The organism is Bradyrhizobium sp. BR 10261 (assembly GCF_019455395.1).
Lineage (GTDB): Bacteria > Pseudomonadota > Alphaproteobacteria > Rhizobiales > Xanthobacteraceae > Bradyrhizobium > Bradyrhizobium manausense.
Genome location: NZ_JACOFQ010000001.1, coordinates 231,814 through 246,796, shown reverse-complemented (window position 1 = coordinate 246,796; position 14,983 = coordinate 231,814). Strand labels below are relative to the sequence as shown.

15 protein-coding genes are annotated in these 14,983 nt (G+C 64.1%); 4 read left to right on the top strand and 11 right to left on the bottom strand.

What is annotated here, in order from left to right:
• Positions 1-7 precede the first annotated feature (7 nt).
• The 8 genes from HYH07_RS01185 to HYH07_RS01150 all read right to left on the bottom strand — a co-directional run bounded on the left by HYH07_RS01185 (position 8) and on the right by HYH07_RS01150 (position 7,098).
• The gene (locus HYH07_RS01185) at positions 8-493 is read right to left on the bottom strand and encodes a FixH family protein (RefSeq protein WP_220000719.1); all 486 of its coding nucleotides are present in this window, start codon (positions 491-493) and stop codon (positions 8-10) included.
• A gap of 15 nt (positions 494-508) precedes the next feature.
• Complete coding sequence (gene ccoG / locus HYH07_RS01180; protein ID WP_220000718.1) at positions 509-1,975, bottom strand: cytochrome c oxidase accessory protein CcoG; 1,467 nt, start codon at positions 1,973-1,975, stop codon at positions 509-511.
• A gap of 121 nt (positions 1,976-2,096) precedes the next feature.
• Positions 2,097-2,972, bottom strand: coding sequence for a cytochrome-c oxidase, cbb3-type subunit III (gene ccoP / locus HYH07_RS01175; RefSeq protein ID WP_220000717.1), 876 nt, complete (start codon positions 2,970-2,972; stop codon positions 2,097-2,099).
• 6 nt (positions 2,973-2,978) lie between these two features.
• On the bottom strand, positions 2,979-3,143 hold the full coding sequence (locus HYH07_RS01170) for a CcoQ/FixQ family Cbb3-type cytochrome c oxidase assembly chaperone (RefSeq protein ID WP_057753387.1): 165 nt from the start codon (positions 3,141-3,143) through the stop codon (positions 2,979-2,981).
• Positions 3,144-3,156: 13 nt separating this feature from the next.
• Complete coding sequence (gene ccoO / locus HYH07_RS01165; protein ID WP_220000716.1) at positions 3,157-3,891, bottom strand: cytochrome-c oxidase, cbb3-type subunit II; 735 nt, start codon at positions 3,889-3,891, stop codon at positions 3,157-3,159.
• A gap of 10 nt (positions 3,892-3,901) precedes the next feature.
• Positions 3,902-5,551 (bottom strand): cytochrome-c oxidase, cbb3-type subunit I, encoded by a 1,650-nt coding sequence (gene ccoN / locus HYH07_RS01160; RefSeq protein WP_220000715.1) that lies wholly within the window; start codon positions 5,549-5,551, stop codon positions 3,902-3,904.
• A 253-nt stretch (positions 5,552-5,804) separates the two neighbouring features.
• Complete coding sequence (locus tag HYH07_RS01155; protein ID WP_220000714.1) at positions 5,805-6,230, bottom strand: HPP family protein; 426 nt, start codon at positions 6,228-6,230, stop codon at positions 5,805-5,807.
• A gap of 37 nt (positions 6,231-6,267) precedes the next feature.
• A complete protein-coding gene (locus tag HYH07_RS01150) occupies positions 6,268-7,098 on the bottom strand; it encodes a universal stress protein (RefSeq protein WP_220000713.1) in 831 nt (276 codons plus the stop codon).
• A gap of 190 nt (positions 7,099-7,288) precedes the next feature.
• On the opposite strand from HYH07_RS01150, the gene fixL reads away from it, so the two are divergent.
• The 4 genes from fixL (at position 7,289) to HYH07_RS01130 (ending at position 10,832) form a co-directional block, all read left to right on the top strand.
• The gene (gene fixL / locus HYH07_RS01145) at positions 7,289-8,806 is read left to right on the top strand and encodes a sensor protein FixL (protein WP_220000712.1); all 1,518 of its coding nucleotides are present in this window, start codon (positions 7,289-7,291) and stop codon (positions 8,804-8,806) included.
• A gap of 3 nt (positions 8,807-8,809) precedes the next feature.
• On the top strand, positions 8,810-9,427 hold the full coding sequence (gene fixJ / locus HYH07_RS01140; protein ID WP_220000711.1) for a response regulator FixJ: 618 nt from the start codon (positions 8,810-8,812) through the stop codon (positions 9,425-9,427).
• 58 nt (positions 9,428-9,485) lie between these two features.
• Complete coding sequence (locus tag HYH07_RS01135; RefSeq protein WP_057753397.1) at positions 9,486-9,908, top strand: response regulator; 423 nt, start codon at positions 9,486-9,488, stop codon at positions 9,906-9,908.
• A gap of 225 nt (positions 9,909-10,133) precedes the next feature.
• The gene (locus tag HYH07_RS01130) at positions 10,134-10,832 is read left to right on the top strand and encodes a helix-turn-helix domain-containing protein (protein WP_220000710.1); all 699 of its coding nucleotides are present in this window, start codon (positions 10,134-10,136) and stop codon (positions 10,830-10,832) included.
• Between the two features lie 41 nt (positions 10,833-10,873).
• Here the strand turns inward: HYH07_RS01130 and HYH07_RS01125 are convergent, their stop codons facing one another.
• The 3 genes from HYH07_RS01125 to HYH07_RS01115 are packed head-to-tail and all read right to left on the bottom strand — an operon-like array spanning position 10,874 to position 14,956.
• A complete protein-coding gene (locus HYH07_RS01125) occupies positions 10,874-12,184 on the bottom strand; it encodes an MFS transporter (protein WP_220000709.1) in 1,311 nt (436 codons plus the stop codon).
• A 23-nt stretch (positions 12,185-12,207) separates the two neighbouring features.
• Complete coding sequence (locus tag HYH07_RS01120) at positions 12,208-12,729, bottom strand: PRC-barrel domain-containing protein (protein ID WP_220000708.1); 522 nt, start codon at positions 12,727-12,729, stop codon at positions 12,208-12,210.
• Between the two features lie 22 nt (positions 12,730-12,751).
• Positions 12,752-14,956, bottom strand: coding sequence for an amylo-alpha-1,6-glucosidase (locus HYH07_RS01115; protein ID WP_220000707.1), 2,205 nt, complete (start codon positions 14,954-14,956; stop codon positions 12,752-12,754).
• Positions 14,957-14,983: the final 27 nt, after the last annotated feature.

Here is a 14,983-nt window from a genome sequence, read left to right as displayed (position 1 = left end):
GCGGCCTTCAGTTCAAGATGACGCGGTTGCGCGACAGGAACACGCGCTCACCTTTCGCGTCGCCCTCGATGACGAGATCCCACTGGCCGGGCGCGACGGCGGCGGCATTGCCACGATAGATGCCGATGCCGGCCTCCGCGAGCCCGACCGCGAGATCCGCGCGCTTGTCGGTCGGTCGTTCCAGGCGGCCTGCGAATTTCAATCCTGTCAACGGCTGGCCGCTTGCATCACGCGCCTCGACCTGAAGCACGGCGTTGCCGTCGGCGCGCCGCTCGATATGGGCGTTGACCTGCCATTTGCGTGAGGCCTGGTCCTGCGCCGCCGAGATCTCGCGGTCGTAGGCGAGACCCGCGGCATAGGGGCTGTCGACGTCGGTGCCGGGCAGCGTCGCAATCGCGAGCTTCATCATGGTGACGTTGACACCGATCACGACGCCGAAGAAGGCGACGAGGATCAGGAAGACCTTTGTTCCGGTCAGCGGCCTGGTTGCCATTGCAGTCTCCTGGTCTTACGGCGCGACGAAATTGTCTGTGGTGGACGCAGCCTCGCCGAGCCCGATATCGGTGACGTGGAAGCGAACCGGAATCGACTTCTCCGGATTGCCCTCGGCCGGCGCGGTGACGAGCAGGCGCAGCTCGCTGGTGGAGTCGCGGGGAATCACGATCATCGGGCGGTCCGGCGTCACGGAATCAGCACCGACGACATGGATCGTCGAATTGATCGGGCCATCGATATCGATCGCGATCACGCGATCATGTCCGCTCTTGTTCAAAAGCCGGGCGGTGTAGGCATTGCGAATCGATCCGTCGCTGAGCCTGACCGCGACCGGGTTGCGGTCATGCAGCACGTTGATGTCGAGCAGTGTGCGGGTCGCCAGCACGTAGATCATGATGCCGCCGACCGCCGCGATGATCGCGCTGTAAACTATGGTGCGCGGACGGACGATGCGGTAGATCGGCGCCTTGCCTTCCTGGCGGCGATGGATGTTGATGTCGTTGTCATAGGCGATCAGGCGATTTGGCCGGCCGATCTTGGTCATGACATTGTCGCAGGCGTCGATGCAGAGCCCGCACTGGATGCATTCGAGCTGCGGCCCGTTGCGGATGTCGATGCCGGTGGGGCAAACCGCGACGCATTGATAGCAGTCGATGCAATCGCCGACATGCTCGCCGAGCGCCCTGAGCTCCGCGGCCTTCTTCACCGAAGTGCGCTTCTCGCCGCGGTCGTAGCGATAGGTGACGTTGAGCGCCCATTCGTCGGTGAGCGCGGCCTGGATGCGCGGCCACGGGCACATATAGGTGCACACCTGCTCGCGCATGTAACCGGCGAGCACGAAGGTGGTCGCGGTCAGGATGCCGATCCAGATATAGGCGATGGCGGGCGCCTGGAAGGTCAGCAGCTGCTTCACAAGCGTCGGGGCATCGTTGAAATAGAGCACCCAGGCGCCGCCGGTCCACCAGGCGATCATCAGCCAGATGAAATTCTTCAGCGCGATCTCGGAGACGCGTCGGATCGTCAGCGCGCCGGCCGATTTGTCCTTCATCATGCGCTCACGGCGGTCGCCTTCGACGAAGCGCTCGACCGCGTAGAACAGATCGGTCCACACCGTCTGCGGGCAGAGATAGCCGCACCAGATGCGGCCGCCGACCGAGTTCATCAGGAACAGCGTCACCGCGGCGACGATCAGCAGCCCGGTGAAATAATAGACTTCCTGCGGCCACAGCTCGATGAAGAAGAAATAGAAGCGGCTGTTGGGAAGATCGATCAGCACGGCCTGGCTCGGGGCGCCGAGACCGCGGTTCCAACGAACGAAGGGCAGGAAGTAATAGACGCCGAGGCAGAACGCCATCAGGCCCCATTTGATCCGGCGGAAGGTGCCGTGGACGCTTTGGGGATAGACCTTCTTGCGAGCTGCGTAGAGCGGCCCGTAATCATCATCTGATGTGAGGTCTTTCGGGTTCACAGCCTTGTTCATCGCTCAAGTCGTCTCGGAAGGTGCGATTAAACCTAGACCCGACGTCGCTGGGTCCGTTGATCCAGCGCAAACGGGGGCGATTTTGTTCGCCCCCGCCTGCCGCTGATCGTCCCTTTTCGGGCTATTTTCCACCGCCCAGCGAATGGACATAGACCGCCATCGCCTTGATGGTGGCCGGATCGAGCCGCCCTTCCCACGCCGGCATGACGCCGGCACGGCCATTCGTGATGGTCTCGATCAGGGTCGCCTCGTCGGAGCCGTAGAGCCAGATCTTGTCGGTCAGGTTTGGCGCACCGAGCTCCTGGTTGCCCTTGCCGCCGTCACCGTGGCAGGCGACGCAATTGTCGGCGAAAATCTTCCCGCCCTTGGCAGCGTCGTAGCCGTTCCGGGTCGGCAGGCCCGCGAGCGAGCGGACATAATTGGCCACCGCGACGATCTCGTCCGGCTTCAGCACGCCGTCCTTGCCGAAGGCGAGCATCTGGCCCTCATGGGTCTTGGCGTGACCGGAGCGTGCGCCGAACTGGATGGTCTGCATGATCTGGTCGAGCGTGCCGCCCCACAGCCAATCGTCGTCATTCAGGTTCGGAAAGCCCTTGGCGCCGGCCGCGCCCGAGCCGTGGCACGGCGCGCAATTGTCGCCGAACACGGTCTTGCCCTTGGCGCGGGCGAGCGCCAGCAGGGCCGGATCCTTCTCGATGTCGGCCAGCGAGGCCGCGCCGAGCGCCACCATCTTGTCGCCCCTGATCTTGTCGAGGTTGGCGAGCTCGACCGCGACGTCGGCGCGCGATGAATAGCCGAGCACACCGCGCGTGTTGCCGGAGATCAGCGGCCAGGCCGGATAGACGATCCAGTAGCCGATCGCCCAGATGATGGTGAGATAGAACGTAATCACCCACCAGCGCGGCAGCGGCGTGTTGAGCTCCTTGATGCCATCCCACTCATGTCCGGTCGTGGACCTGCCGGTGACGGAATCGAATTCACCTTGATGATCGGTCATGATCTCTCACTCCTCCCGCAGCGGCAGGCGGGCTGCTTCGTCGAAGGCGGCCTTGTTGCGGGGCCAGAATGCGTAGGCAACGATCGCGAGAAAGATCGCGACGAAGACCGGCGTCCAGATCGTGGTCACGAGACTGGAGGCGAGATTGTCGAATGTCAGGATGGCTTTCATCGGTGATGCCTTCTCAGCGAAGATTGGCTTTCTCGTTGTAGAGCTTGAAGTCGACCAGCGTGCCGAGCATCTGCAAATAGGCGATCAGCGCGTCCATCTCGGTCGGCGTTCCGGTCTTGCCGTCGAAATTGCGCACGATGGCCTTGGCGTAGCGCTTGGTGAAGGCGTCAGTGCCGGCATTGTCAGGATCGGCCTGCGCCTTCATGTCCGCGGCCGCGTTGGCGATCTGGTCGTCGCTATAGGGAACGCCGACGGTCCGCAGCGTGCGCATATGATCGGCGATGGTCGACGGATCGACCTCCGTCGAGCTGAGGAACGGATAGCCGGGCATCACCGACTGCGGCACGATCGCGCGGGGATTGGTCAGATGGGTGACGTGCCAATCGTCGGAATATTTGGCGCCGACGCGGGCAAGGTCGGGACCGGTGCGCTTCGAGCCCCATTGGAACGGGTGGTCGAACATGCTCTCGGCGGCGAGCGAGAAGTGGCCGTAGCGCTCGACCTCGTCGCGCAGCGGGCGGATCATCTGCGAATGGCAGAGATAGCAGCCTTCGCGGACATAGACGTTGCGCCCGGCGAGCTCGAGCGGCGTGTAGGGCCTGACACCGTCGACCGCCTCGATCGTGCTCTTGAGGTAGAACAGCGGCGTGATTTCAACGAGACCACCGATCGCGATCACCAGCAGGATGCCGACGATCAGGATGATCGAGTTCTTTTCGAAGATTTGATGGCGTGTCCAGAACGACATGGGAAGCTCCTCACTCCGCCGGCTGAAGAGCGACGGGCATCTGGACTTCCTGCTCGCCGACACGAACGGTCATCCAGAGGTTATAGGCCATGATCAGCGAGCCGATCAGGAACAGCGCGCCGCCGGCGGCACGGATGATGTAGAAGGGATGCATCGCCTCGACGGTCTCGATGAAGGAATATTCGAGGAAGCCGAGCGAGGTGTAGGCGCGCCACATCAGGCCCTGGAGGATGCCGGACACCCACATCGCCGAGATGTAGAGCACGATGCCGAGGGTTGCGATCCAGAAGTGCCAGTTGACGAGCTTCAGGCTGTAGAGACCTTTGCGATTCCACGCCCACGGCACCAGGCAGTACAGCGCGCCGAAGGAGACGAAGCCGACCCAGCCGAGCGCACCGGAATGCACGTGGCCGATGGTCCAGTCGGTGTAGTGGCTGAGCGAGTTGACCACCTTGATCGACATCATCGGTCCCTCGAAGGTCGACATGCCGTAGAAGGCGACGGAGACCACCAGCATGCGCAGCACGGGGTCGGTCCGCAGCTTGTCCCAGGCGCCCGACAGCGTCATCAGGCCGTTGATCATGCCGCCCCAGGAGGGCATCCACAGCATGATCGAGAAGGTCATGCCGAGCGTCTGCGTCCAGTCCGGCAGCGCGGTGTAGTGCAGATGGTGCGGACCGGCCCAGATGTAGAGGAAGATCAGCGCCCAGAAATGGATGATCGAGAGCCGGTAGGAATAGATCGGCCGCTCCGCGCGCTTCGGAATGAAGTAGTACATGATGGCGAGGAAGCCGGCGGTGAGGAAGAAGCCCACCGCGTTATGGCCGTACCACCATTGGAACATCGCATCCTGGATGCCGCCCCAGGCGATGTAGGATTTTGAGCCGAGGATCGATACCGGCAGCGCGGGGTTGTTGCCGAGATGCAGAACCGCGATCGTCACGATGAAGGCGAGATAGAACCAGTTCGCGACGAAGATGTGCGGTTCCTTGCGCTTGATGATGGTGACGAGGAAGACCAGCAGATAGACCACCCAGACGATGGTCAGCCAGAGGTCGGAGTACCATTCCGGCTCCGCATATTCCTTGCCCTGCGTCACGCCGAGCAGATAGCCCGTGCCCGCGACCAGGATGAAGAAATTATAGCCGACGACGACGAACCAGGGCGCGAGATAACCCGCGAGCCGCGCACGGCAGCTCTTCTGCACCACGTAGAAGGAGGTTGCGAGCAGCACGTTGCCGCCGAAAGCGAAGATCACGGCGGAGGTGTGCAGCGGCCGCAGCCGGCCGAATTGAATCCAGGGCAGATCGAAGTTCAGTGCGGGCCAGGCCAGCTGGGATGCGATGATCAGCCCGACCAGGAAGCCGGCGATGCCCCAGAACATCGCCATGAAGGCGGAGAACTTGATCGGGCCCATGTTGTAGTTCGGCCGGCCGTTGATCTCCTCGGCGGGCAAGCTCGCCGGGCGGTCGTAGTAATTGTTGACGATGAAGAACACCGCGGCAAGGCTGCCAGCTGCTCCGAGCGCAGCGTGGAAGGCGAAGGGCGCGTCAAGCGCCTTGGCCGAAGCGATCACACAGAGGAACGCGGTGACTGCGAACACGACAGCCAAGCCGCTTTCACCGATGGTCATTGATTTGGAGATGGAGGGCTGGGGCATCGCGGATTCTCTCTGAAAGAACACGCTGCCAGAAACCACATTCACCCTCGCGGGGAATTGATTGAAATCAAGACTTGCCGTTCAGTTCTTCGGATCTGGCGGTCATTTTCGCGACAGCCCGGCATTTTTGGGCTCCTCGTCGATGGGCTCCCGCTGCCCCCTTCATCATTGCGAGCCAACGGGGCCGCGCTCGGCGCGGACCCGTTGGCTCGCAATGACGGAGGCCGGAACCCTACCGGCCAGCTTGAGCCACTCAGTCGCTCGCGGTCGCCTTCAGGGCGGCGATGACGTCCTCGCGCGCGATGATTCCGGCCAACTTCTGGGCGCTGTCGAGCACGATGATGCTGCGGATGCGGTGCTCGACCATGATCTGGAGCACGCGCGTCAGCCGCGTGTCGGGACTGACATAGATGAACTCCGGCGTCATGACATCGCCGACCTTGCGGCTCATCAGGTCGTGATAGCGCGGCAGCATCTGGCTCGGCGTGAAGGCAAAGCACTTCAGGATGTCGAATTTGGTGACGATGCCGACGACCTGTCCGTCGTCCTCCACGGGATAGGAGTTGAAATCGTCCTGCTCGAACATCTCGCTGAGCGCGAGCAGGTTGTGGTCACGCTGCACCGTTCTGACGTTGCGCGTCATGTAGCCGCCGGCGGTCTGCTCAAGGAATTTGTACACGGCACGTCCTCATCGATTTGTCGGTACGGCCTCGCCTTCAATGCGACAGCAGCACGCAGCGCGCGGATTGCGTGACCAGATATTCCGTGACGCCGCCGAGAATCAGCTCGCTGAAGCGGGAATGGCCGTAGGCCCCGGCGACGATCAGGCCGGCTCCGACGTCGCCGGCGATCCCCTCCAATCGCACGTCGGCCGTTTCGTTCCCCGCCTCCACCACGCGCGCCGTCGCCGTGACGCCGTGGCGGGCGAGCCAGGCGGCGACGTCGCTGACATGCTCGGCAACGACCGCACGATCTCCGTCCGCCTCGGGAATCTCGACGATGGTGACGTCCTTCGCCTTGCGCAGCATGGGCAGCGCGTCAGCCACCGCCCGCCGCGCCTCGGGCGTGTCCTTCCACGCCACGAGCACGCTGCGCAGATCGAGCCACTTGATCCCGTCAGGCACCACCAGCAGCGGCCGGCCGGCCTGCATCACCAGATCCTTGGGACTTGCGAGCGCAAAGGAATCGGAGAAGGCGGGGCTCTGTCCTCCGCTGACGACGATGTCGGCACAGCGCGCCTGCGCTGCGACGAATCGTGCGGGGAAGTCCGTGGCGCTGCGCCATTCCACCCGTCCGCCGCGGGCCTTGGTCGCGGCGCGGAATTGCGTCTCCAGGTCGGCAAGGCGCCCCTTGATGGAGGTTTCCTCCTGATCGATAAATCGCTGAGCTGCGATGCCATCCGTGAAATAAAGTGGCGGGGCGAACCGCGCCGCGGCGACCCCGACGATCGCCGCCTCGAATCGTTCGGCAAGCTCGCCGGCGACCTGAAGGCGCGCATCGTTGGGCTGGCCGAGCGCCAGGCTGACCATCACCGTCGCGTATGTCATCGGAAGCCTCCAGTGCAATCTGTTTGGTGAAAATGTACGCCCCGCCTGAATCCCGGAGATGAGATAGATCAAGAGCGCTCCGCCTCCACCCACCGACCGGCGACGGAACTTGCCTCCGAGCCGGGCTTGGGCGACATTGCGGCAGCGGTAACGGCATCGGGTGCCACCGCATCAGGATCAGGAGCATTGCTTGTCGCCGACCCGCGTAACGCATCCTCAAGATGACGGCCGGGGCGAGCATTTCCGCGTCCGGATCGAGGGATTCGGCGTCGGCACCTGGGATCTCGACCTCAAGACGATGGAATGGGAATGGTCCGACACGTCCAGGGCCCTGCTCGGCGTCTCGGCAGACCAGCCGGAGACCTACGAGCTCTTCCTGTCGCGTCTGGAGCCGAAGGATCGTGAGCGGGTCGAGAGTGCGATCCGGCGCGTCTCCGAGCGCGGCGGCGGCCTCGATGTGTCCTTCAGAGTCGCCGGGGCCATAGGCGGGGAAAAATGGATCAGGGCCCGCGCCGGCCTGATTCGCGATGAGGCAGGCGCCGCCCGTCATCTCAGCGGCATCTTCCTGGACATCGACGAGGAGAAGCACGTCGAGGAAGCGCTGCGCACGCGCGAGACCCACCTCCGCTCCATCCTCCACACCATTCCCGACGCCATGATCGTCATCGACGGTCGCGGCATCATACAGCTGTTCTCGACGGCGGCCGAGCGCCTGTTCGGCTGGTCGGAGCAGGAGGCGATCGGCCAGAACGTCAGCATCCTGATGCCGGAGCCGGATCGCTCCCGCCATGACGGCTATATCGCGCGCTACCGCTCCACCCAGGACCCGCACATCATCGGCATCGGCCGCATCGTCACCGGCAAGCGGCGCGACGGCACCACCTTCCCGATGCATCTGTCGATCGGCGAGATGCAGTCCGGCGGCGAGCCCTATTTCACCGGCTTCGTCCGCGACCTCACCGAGCATCAGCAGACCCAGGCGCGGCTCCAGGAGTTGCAGTCCGAGCTCGTCCATGTTTCGCGACTGAGCGCGATGGGCGAGATGGCGTCCGCGCTGGCTCACGAACTGAATCAGCCGCTAGCCGCGATCAGCAACTACATGAAGGGATCGCGGCGACTGCTCGCCGGCAGCGCAGATCCGAATCTGGCGAAGATCGAAAGCGCACTGGATCGCGCCGCCGAGCAGGCCGTACGTGCGGGCCAGATCATTCGCCGCCTTCGCGATTTCGTCGCACGCGGTGAGTCCGAAAAGCGGGTGGAAAGCCTCTCCAAGCTGATCGAGGAAGCCGGCGCGCTCGGGCTCGCCGGTGCGCGCGAACAGAACGTCCAGCTTCGGTTCAGTCTGGATCAGAATGCCGATCTCGTCCTCGCCGACCGGGTCCAGATCCAGCAGGTCCTGGTCAATCTGTTCCGCAACGCGCTGGAGGCGATGGCGCAGTCGCCGCGACGGGAGCTCGTCGTCACCAACGCCCGTGTCGGTGACGACATGATCGAGATCGAGGTTTCCGACACCGGCTCCGGCTTCCAGGACGACGTCATTCCGAATCTGTTTCAGACCTTCTTCACCACCAAGGAAACCGGTATGGGGGTGGGACTGTCGATCAGCCGCTCGATCATCGAGGCTCATGGCGGGCGCATGTGGGCCGAGAGCAACGCATCGGGCGGCGCGACATTCCGCTTCACTCTGCCTGCAGCCGACGAGAGCTGAACCATGACGACCAACGGAATTGTCTACGTGATCGACGACGACGAAGCGATGCGCGATTCGCTGAATTTTCTGCTCGATTCATCGGGTTACAGCGTAACCCTGTTCGATGACGCGCAACGCTTCCTCGATGCCCTCCCCGGCCTCGCGTTCGGTTGTGTCCTCTCCGACGTGCGCATGCCTGGCATCGACGGCATCGAGCTCTTGAAGCTGATGAAGGCGCAGCACTCGCCGTTTCCGATCCTGATCATGACCGGCCACGGCGACGTGCCGCTTGCGGTCGAGGCGATGAAGTTGGGGGCCGTCGACTTCCTGGAAAAGCCGTTCGAGGACGACCGCCTCGTCTCGATGATCGACTCGGCTATCCAGCAGGCCGAGCCCGCCGCCAAGAACGAAGCCATATCCCAGGACATCGCCGCCCGCGTCGCATCCCTCAGTCCGCGCGAGCGCCAGGTCATGGAAGGACTGGTCGCCGGCCTGTCGAACAAGCTGATCGCCCGCGAATACGACATCAGCCCGCGCACCATCGAGGTGTACCGGGCCAATGTCATGACCAAGATGCAGGCGGGCAGCCTCTCGGAGCTGGTCCGGCTGGCAATGCGCGCCGGCTTGCTGAAGGATTGAGGCAAGGCGGCTTGAGGCAAGTCAAGGCGGTTGCCTCGGCCTGTGCTAGCCAATTCCAATGATCGAAATCGGCTCGCACCATGCGCGGCTCCCCATGGCGTCATCGGTAAAGCCCACCGTCTACGTGGTCGACGACGATGACGCCGTGCTCGGATCCCTGCGGTTTCTGCTGGAAACCGACGGCTTTGCCGTGCGGACGTTCAGGAACGCCACGGCGCTGCTCAACGCGACGAGCCCGTCCGGCGCGGACTGCTACGTGATCGACTACAAGATGCCCGACATCAACGGCATCGAGCTCGCCGGCCGCTTGCACCAGTCCGACCGCGACACGCCGGTGATCCTGATCACCGGCTATCCCGACAGCAATATCTCGGCTCGGGCAAAGGCAGCAGGCGTGAAAGACGTGATCTTGAAGCCGCTTCTCGACGAGAATTTGGTCAAAGGCATCCGTCACGCCATCCAGGCCCGCCGCCGGAATTGACCTACGGGACTCTACGTAGGTCCCGTAGCCCGGATGAAGCGCAGCGCAATCCGGGAGTCCGATTGCGGAGGCAACCCCGGATTTCGCTTCGCTCCATCCGGGCTACGAATTGAATTCCACGACCTACGGGAATCTACGTAAGGGGCGCTCCTTAAGATATCTCGCGAAATTTTCGAAGCACCCGATACCGCGTATCAAGGCGCCATCACAACGGAGATGGCGCAAATGCTGACGCAGACCCTCAACACCCAGGCGATCAACACCCAAATCGGTGGCAGGGTTGCCCCTGTTCATCCCGTCTCCGACCAGTTCGGCGCCATCACTGGTCATGTCGGCCTGGTCGCCACCGAGTTCTCCTACCGCAAGGACGAGGAGATCTACGGCGAGGACGAGCCTGCTGAATATGTCTACCAGGTCGTCTCCGGCGCGGTCCGCACCTACAAGCTGCTCTCGGACGGCCGCCGCCAGATCGGCGCCTTCCATCTTCCCGGCGACGTGTTCGGCCTCGAATCCGGCGCCAGCCATCGCCTCGCTGCCGAAGCCATTATCGACACCGAGGTGCGTCTGGTGAAGCGCGTCAGCCTCGAAAAGGCCGCCGGCACCGACGTGCAGGTCGCCCGCAAGCTCTGGGCCATGACCGCCGGCGAGCTGCGCCACGCCGAAGACCACATGCTGCTCTTGGGCCGCAAGACCGCGATGGAGCGGGTTGCGACCTTCCTGCTCGAAATGGACCGCCGCCTTGCCGTTGCCGGGATGATGGCACTGCCGATGTGCCGCCGCGACATCGGCGACTATCTCGGCCTCACGCTCGAGACCGTGTCGCGCGCGCTGTCGCAACTGCACGCCCAAGGCATTCTCGGTTTCTCCGGCGCCCGCCAGATCGTGCTGCGCAACCGCCAGCGCCTGCACAATCTCAACGCCTGATCTTTTCGTCCTCCCTACCACCTATGGCCGGCTGATGTCGTTCAGCCGGCCATTTCTTTTGCCGTAATGCCAGTGCGCCGGGTCTCCGGCATCACGAAGAGGATCAGCAAGAGCCCTGTCGCTGCGATGCTCGCCAGCCCTAAGAATGCAGTGGCATTGCCGAACATGTCGCTGACATAGCCGCCAAGTGCGGTGCTCAAGGACGCACCGAGCCCGGTCGCCGTGCCGACAATGCCCTGCGCGAGATTGAAGTGCCCGCTTCCGAACGCGACGTCGGCCACAACAAGCGGAATCATCACTGCGAACACCGCCGCGGTGATGCCGTCGAACACCTGCACCGCTACCAACAGATAGGGATCGCGCACGGTCGCAAACAGAAGACCACGGATCGCCAGCGCGCCGAACCCGATCAGCAACAGCGGACGCCGTCCCCACGCCTGCGCCTTGCGTCCGACGGTCGGCGACAGCAGCGCCACGATCGCCTGCGGCACGACGATGCAGAAGGCCACCAGCACCGTCGCCCACTGGCTCGACCGCGCCGTCACGGCGCTCGCCATCAGCGGCATCATCGAGGCATTGGCGAGCTGCAGCAACAATACGCTCAGCGCAAAGACGATCAGCGGCCGTTGCCGGATCAGATGCCAGATATTGGTATCGCCGGGCTCCGGCGCCTCGCGCGGCATCTCGCCGTGACAGCGCGCGATGTCCACTTCCTCCTCGCGGATGCGCGACAGCGCGATCAGTGTCGGGATCGCGAGCAGGAAGGTGACCAGGAACACCGAACGGCTCGAGAGAAGATAGCCGGCCGTGCCCATCACGGCGGCAGCGACGCCGTTGCCGAGCGAGGCAAAGCGCGCATTGCGGCCGAGCCGTTCGCCGATCTTGAGCGGGCCGACCAGGCCAAGGCTGATCGCCGCGATCGCCGGTCCCAGCACGCAGCTCGCCGCCGCATGCAGCGTCGCCGCCGTCACCACCACGGGGAAGATCGGCATCGCCGCATAAGCGAGCGCACAAAAGCCGATGGTGGCGATCGCGAGCGCTGCGACCAGTCGTTCTGATTTCGCAGCATCAATGATGGCGCCGCCCGGCATCTGGCCGATCAGCGCGACGATGCCGCCGATCGACAGCACGAAGCCGATCTCGACCTGCGTCCACTTCTGTGTTGTCAGATAGACCGCGATGAAGGGGCCGAAGCCGGTCTGCACGTCGGCGAGGAAGAAGATGAACCAGTCGAGACCACGCAGGCTTCGTTGCGACGGCGCCGGAATAGCCGCAAGGACGGGTGCGACGACGTTGTCCTGTTCAACGCGTCCTTCGCGATTTGCATGATCCGGCTTCCTCGACAGTAGCACAGGTGGTCAGCCCTCCCCCCTCCTCACTGGATAGCCTGCAGCGGTTGAAGACTGCCGGACGCCCCGAGCACGACCATCGGCGTATCCTCCTTATATTCCGGTGCAGCCGCGACCTGCGCTTTGGTCAATTCCAAGGTGATGCTGTCTTTCTTGTTGGCAATCTTGCCAAAGCGCAGTGCATTCCAGTCCACCACGATCTTGCGGCTGCCGACGCCGAGGAAGCCGCCGAAATCGATCACGGCCGCGCGGACATGTCCCTCGCGATCGACGATGACATCGACAATACGCCCCATGTCCTCATCCGCCGCACTGCGCACGTCACGCCCGAGCACGCCATGGGCGTCGCTGGCACCGATGATGGTCACCGACGGCGGCGGCACCGCATCCTTCGGGGTGACGGGCACAACCGAAGCCGGCGGCGGTGCGTTCGTCTCGGTCGGAGCTGCATTGGCAGAGGCGGGCAATTCTTCCGCGGCACGCGATACGGCAACCGTCAATCCCGCGACGATCGCGATGCTCAGAACCAACCATCCGGCGGTACGCATGACACCCTCCTTGCCGCGGCCGCTAATGCGCCAGCACGATCGACACCTGGATCCGGCCGCGCGTGCGCAGCACCTCCAGCGCCACGTCGTGACCGTGGCGGCTGACGCGCAGATCCACGCTGGATTCGCCCAGGCGCAGATCGCGCAGGATGACCTCGTTCAGAAATGCCGGCAGATGCGGATTACGCAGCCGGATCTCGCACCGCGCGACGTCGAACTCGAGGCCGAGAGCTGCCTCCAGCAGCGTGAACGGCGTCGCGCTGGCCCAGGCCTGCGGCGCGCAGGCAACCGGATAGAGCGTCGGGCCGCGCCGCTTCTCGCGGCGGAAGCCGCAGAACAATTCCGGCAATCGTCGCAGATCCATATAGGCCGCGGCGTCGAACAGGCCCTTGAAGACGTGCGCGACCGAGTGCTTGAGGCCGTAATGGGCGAGGCCCAGCGCAATCAGTGCGTTGTCGTGCGGCCAGATCGATCCATCGTGATAGGACATCGGATTGTAGCGGACTTCGCCGCGCGCGACGGTGCGGATGCCCCAGCCCGAGAAGAAATGCGGGCGCATCAGATCGGCGGCCACGAGCCGGGCGCGGTCCTCGCGGACCATGCCGCTGAACAGCACCTGCCCGGCATTCGAGGTGCGGACCTCGCAGCGCCGCTTCTGACCGTCCAGCGCGACAGCATAGGTACCAAGCTCCTCGCACCAAAACGCCGCCTCGAAACGTTCGGCGAGCGCCTTGGCCTCCGCCTCGAGCTTGCTGGCGAGATCGGGCTTGCCCAGCGTCCGTGCGCACCGCGCGGCGAGCTGCTTGGCCATAAAGACGTAGCCCTGGACTTCGGCGAGCGCGATATTGCCCTCCGCGAGCTTGCCGTCGGCGTGGAAGATCGCGTCGTAGGAATCCTTCCAGCCCTGGTTGGCGAGCCCCTTTTCGGTCGCGCGCTGGTACTCGACAAAGCCGTCCTGATCAGGATCGCCGGGACCGTCGATCCAGGCAAGCCCGGCCTCGATCGCGGGCCACAGCTCGACCAGCGTGTTCTCATCGCCGGTCCGCTCGAAATAGCGGCCGGCAAGCAGGACGAACAACGCCGTCGAATCCACGCTGCCGTAATATTGCGAGAACGGCACCTCGCGCAGCGCCGCCATCTCGCCGCCGCGCATCTCGTGCAGGATCTTTCCGGGTGCGGCGTCGGCGAGCGGGTCGACCGCCTTGGCCTGGAAATGCGCAAGCCGCCGCAGCACGCCCTTGGCCACCCGCGGATCGACCCACAGCATCTGCAGCGCCGTGATCAGGCCGTCGCGGCCGAACGTGGTCGAATACCAGGGAATGCCGGCATAGGGATAGCGCCCCTGCGGCGTCTCCGTCATCAGCATGTTGAGGTCGGCCATGGCCTGGCACAGCACCTCGTTGAAGATGTTGTTGGAGGTCTCGATGCTGGTCGCGCCGATTGCCGATTGCCGCATCTCGCGGCGATGCGCCAGCAGGCCCCGGAAGAAGCGCGCCGGCTTCTCCGCGAGCGGCCGGTTGCACGACACGGCCACGAACAGCGATTTGGCTTCGTGCGGATCGAGCTCGAGCTGCCAGGTCGCGGCATTGACCGAGAGCCGCGTCGGTCGCGGATCGAAATGCAGGCCGGTGATGCGCTCGGCTTCGTCGAGGCCGCGATATTCGAACAGCACGTCGGTCGGTCCGAGCAGCCTGCTGGTGCCGGTCCCCCGGCGCGGCCGCCGCTCGCCGCGCACTTCAAACAGATCGGCAAAATCATTGTCGAACAGCAGCGTCAGCTCGAAGCTGGCGCGCTGCTCGCCGTGGTTCTGCAGTCCGATGCGCTGATACGCCGTACCGCGCCACAGGAAGATGGTGCGCACGATGTGCAGCAGGTCCTTTTGAAGAACGATGCGGCCCTGGCGATAGATATCGGGGTTGGTGAGGTCGACCGTCAGACCCGAATTGTCGTCGCGCAGGTTCGAGCCGAGCAGCAGCGGCTGGAGATCGTCGAGCACCAGCTCCAGCCGCGCCAGATAACGCGTGTCGCAGTTGAACAGGCCGTCCGGCCCGCCGGCCGAGGCGCCGATGTCGCCATGGCTGTCCAGCACGATGAAGGTGTCGTCGTGCTTGAGCGAGCGACGGGGCCGCGCGGCGGGCCCCGTCATTGGAATGTAGAACGGCTGCTCGGCAACGGCCTCTATCGTCTGCGAGGCCGAGCTGATCCTGGTTGCGGCTTCGACTGCCATGAGCTGCTCCCCTGCTGCCAGTGTTTC

Coding starts and splice junctions, on each gene's coding strand:
- HYH07_RS01135 (WP_057753397.1), top strand. CDS start 9,486: ATGATCGAAATCGGCTCGCACCATGCGCGGCTCCCCATGGCGTCATCG.
- HYH07_RS01185 (WP_220000719.1), bottom strand. CDS start 493: ATGGCAACCAGGCCGCTGACCGGAACAAAGGTCTTCCTGATCCTCGTC.
- fixJ (WP_220000711.1), top strand. CDS start 8,810: ATGACGACCAACGGAATTGTCTACGTGATCGACGACGACGAAGCGATG.
- HYH07_RS01130 (WP_220000710.1), top strand. CDS start 10,134: ATGCTGACGCAGACCCTCAACACCCAGGCGATCAACACCCAAATCGGT.
- HYH07_RS01115 (WP_220000707.1), bottom strand. CDS start 14,956: ATGGCAGTCGAAGCCGCAACCAGGATCAGCTCGGCCTCGCAGACGATA.
- HYH07_RS01170 (WP_057753387.1), bottom strand. CDS start 3,143: ATGAAAGCCATCCTGACATTCGACAATCTCGCCTCCAGTCTCGTGACC.
- ccoP (WP_220000717.1), bottom strand. CDS start 2,972: ATGACCGATCATCAAGGTGAATTCGATTCCGTCACCGGCAGGTCCACG.
- ccoN (WP_220000715.1), bottom strand. CDS start 5,551: ATGCCCCAGCCCTCCATCTCCAAATCAATGACCATCGGTGAAAGCGGC.
- HYH07_RS01120 (WP_220000708.1), bottom strand. CDS start 12,729: ATGCGTACCGCCGGATGGTTGGTTCTGAGCATCGCGATCGTCGCGGGA.
- HYH07_RS01150 (WP_220000713.1), bottom strand. CDS start 7,098: ATGACATACGCGACGGTGATGGTCAGCCTGGCGCTCGGCCAGCCCAAC.
- ccoO (WP_220000716.1), bottom strand. CDS start 3,891: ATGTCGTTCTGGACACGCCATCAAATCTTCGAAAAGAACTCGATCATC.
- ccoG (WP_220000718.1), bottom strand. CDS start 1,975: ATGAACAAGGCTGTGAACCCGAAAGACCTCACATCAGATGATGATTAC.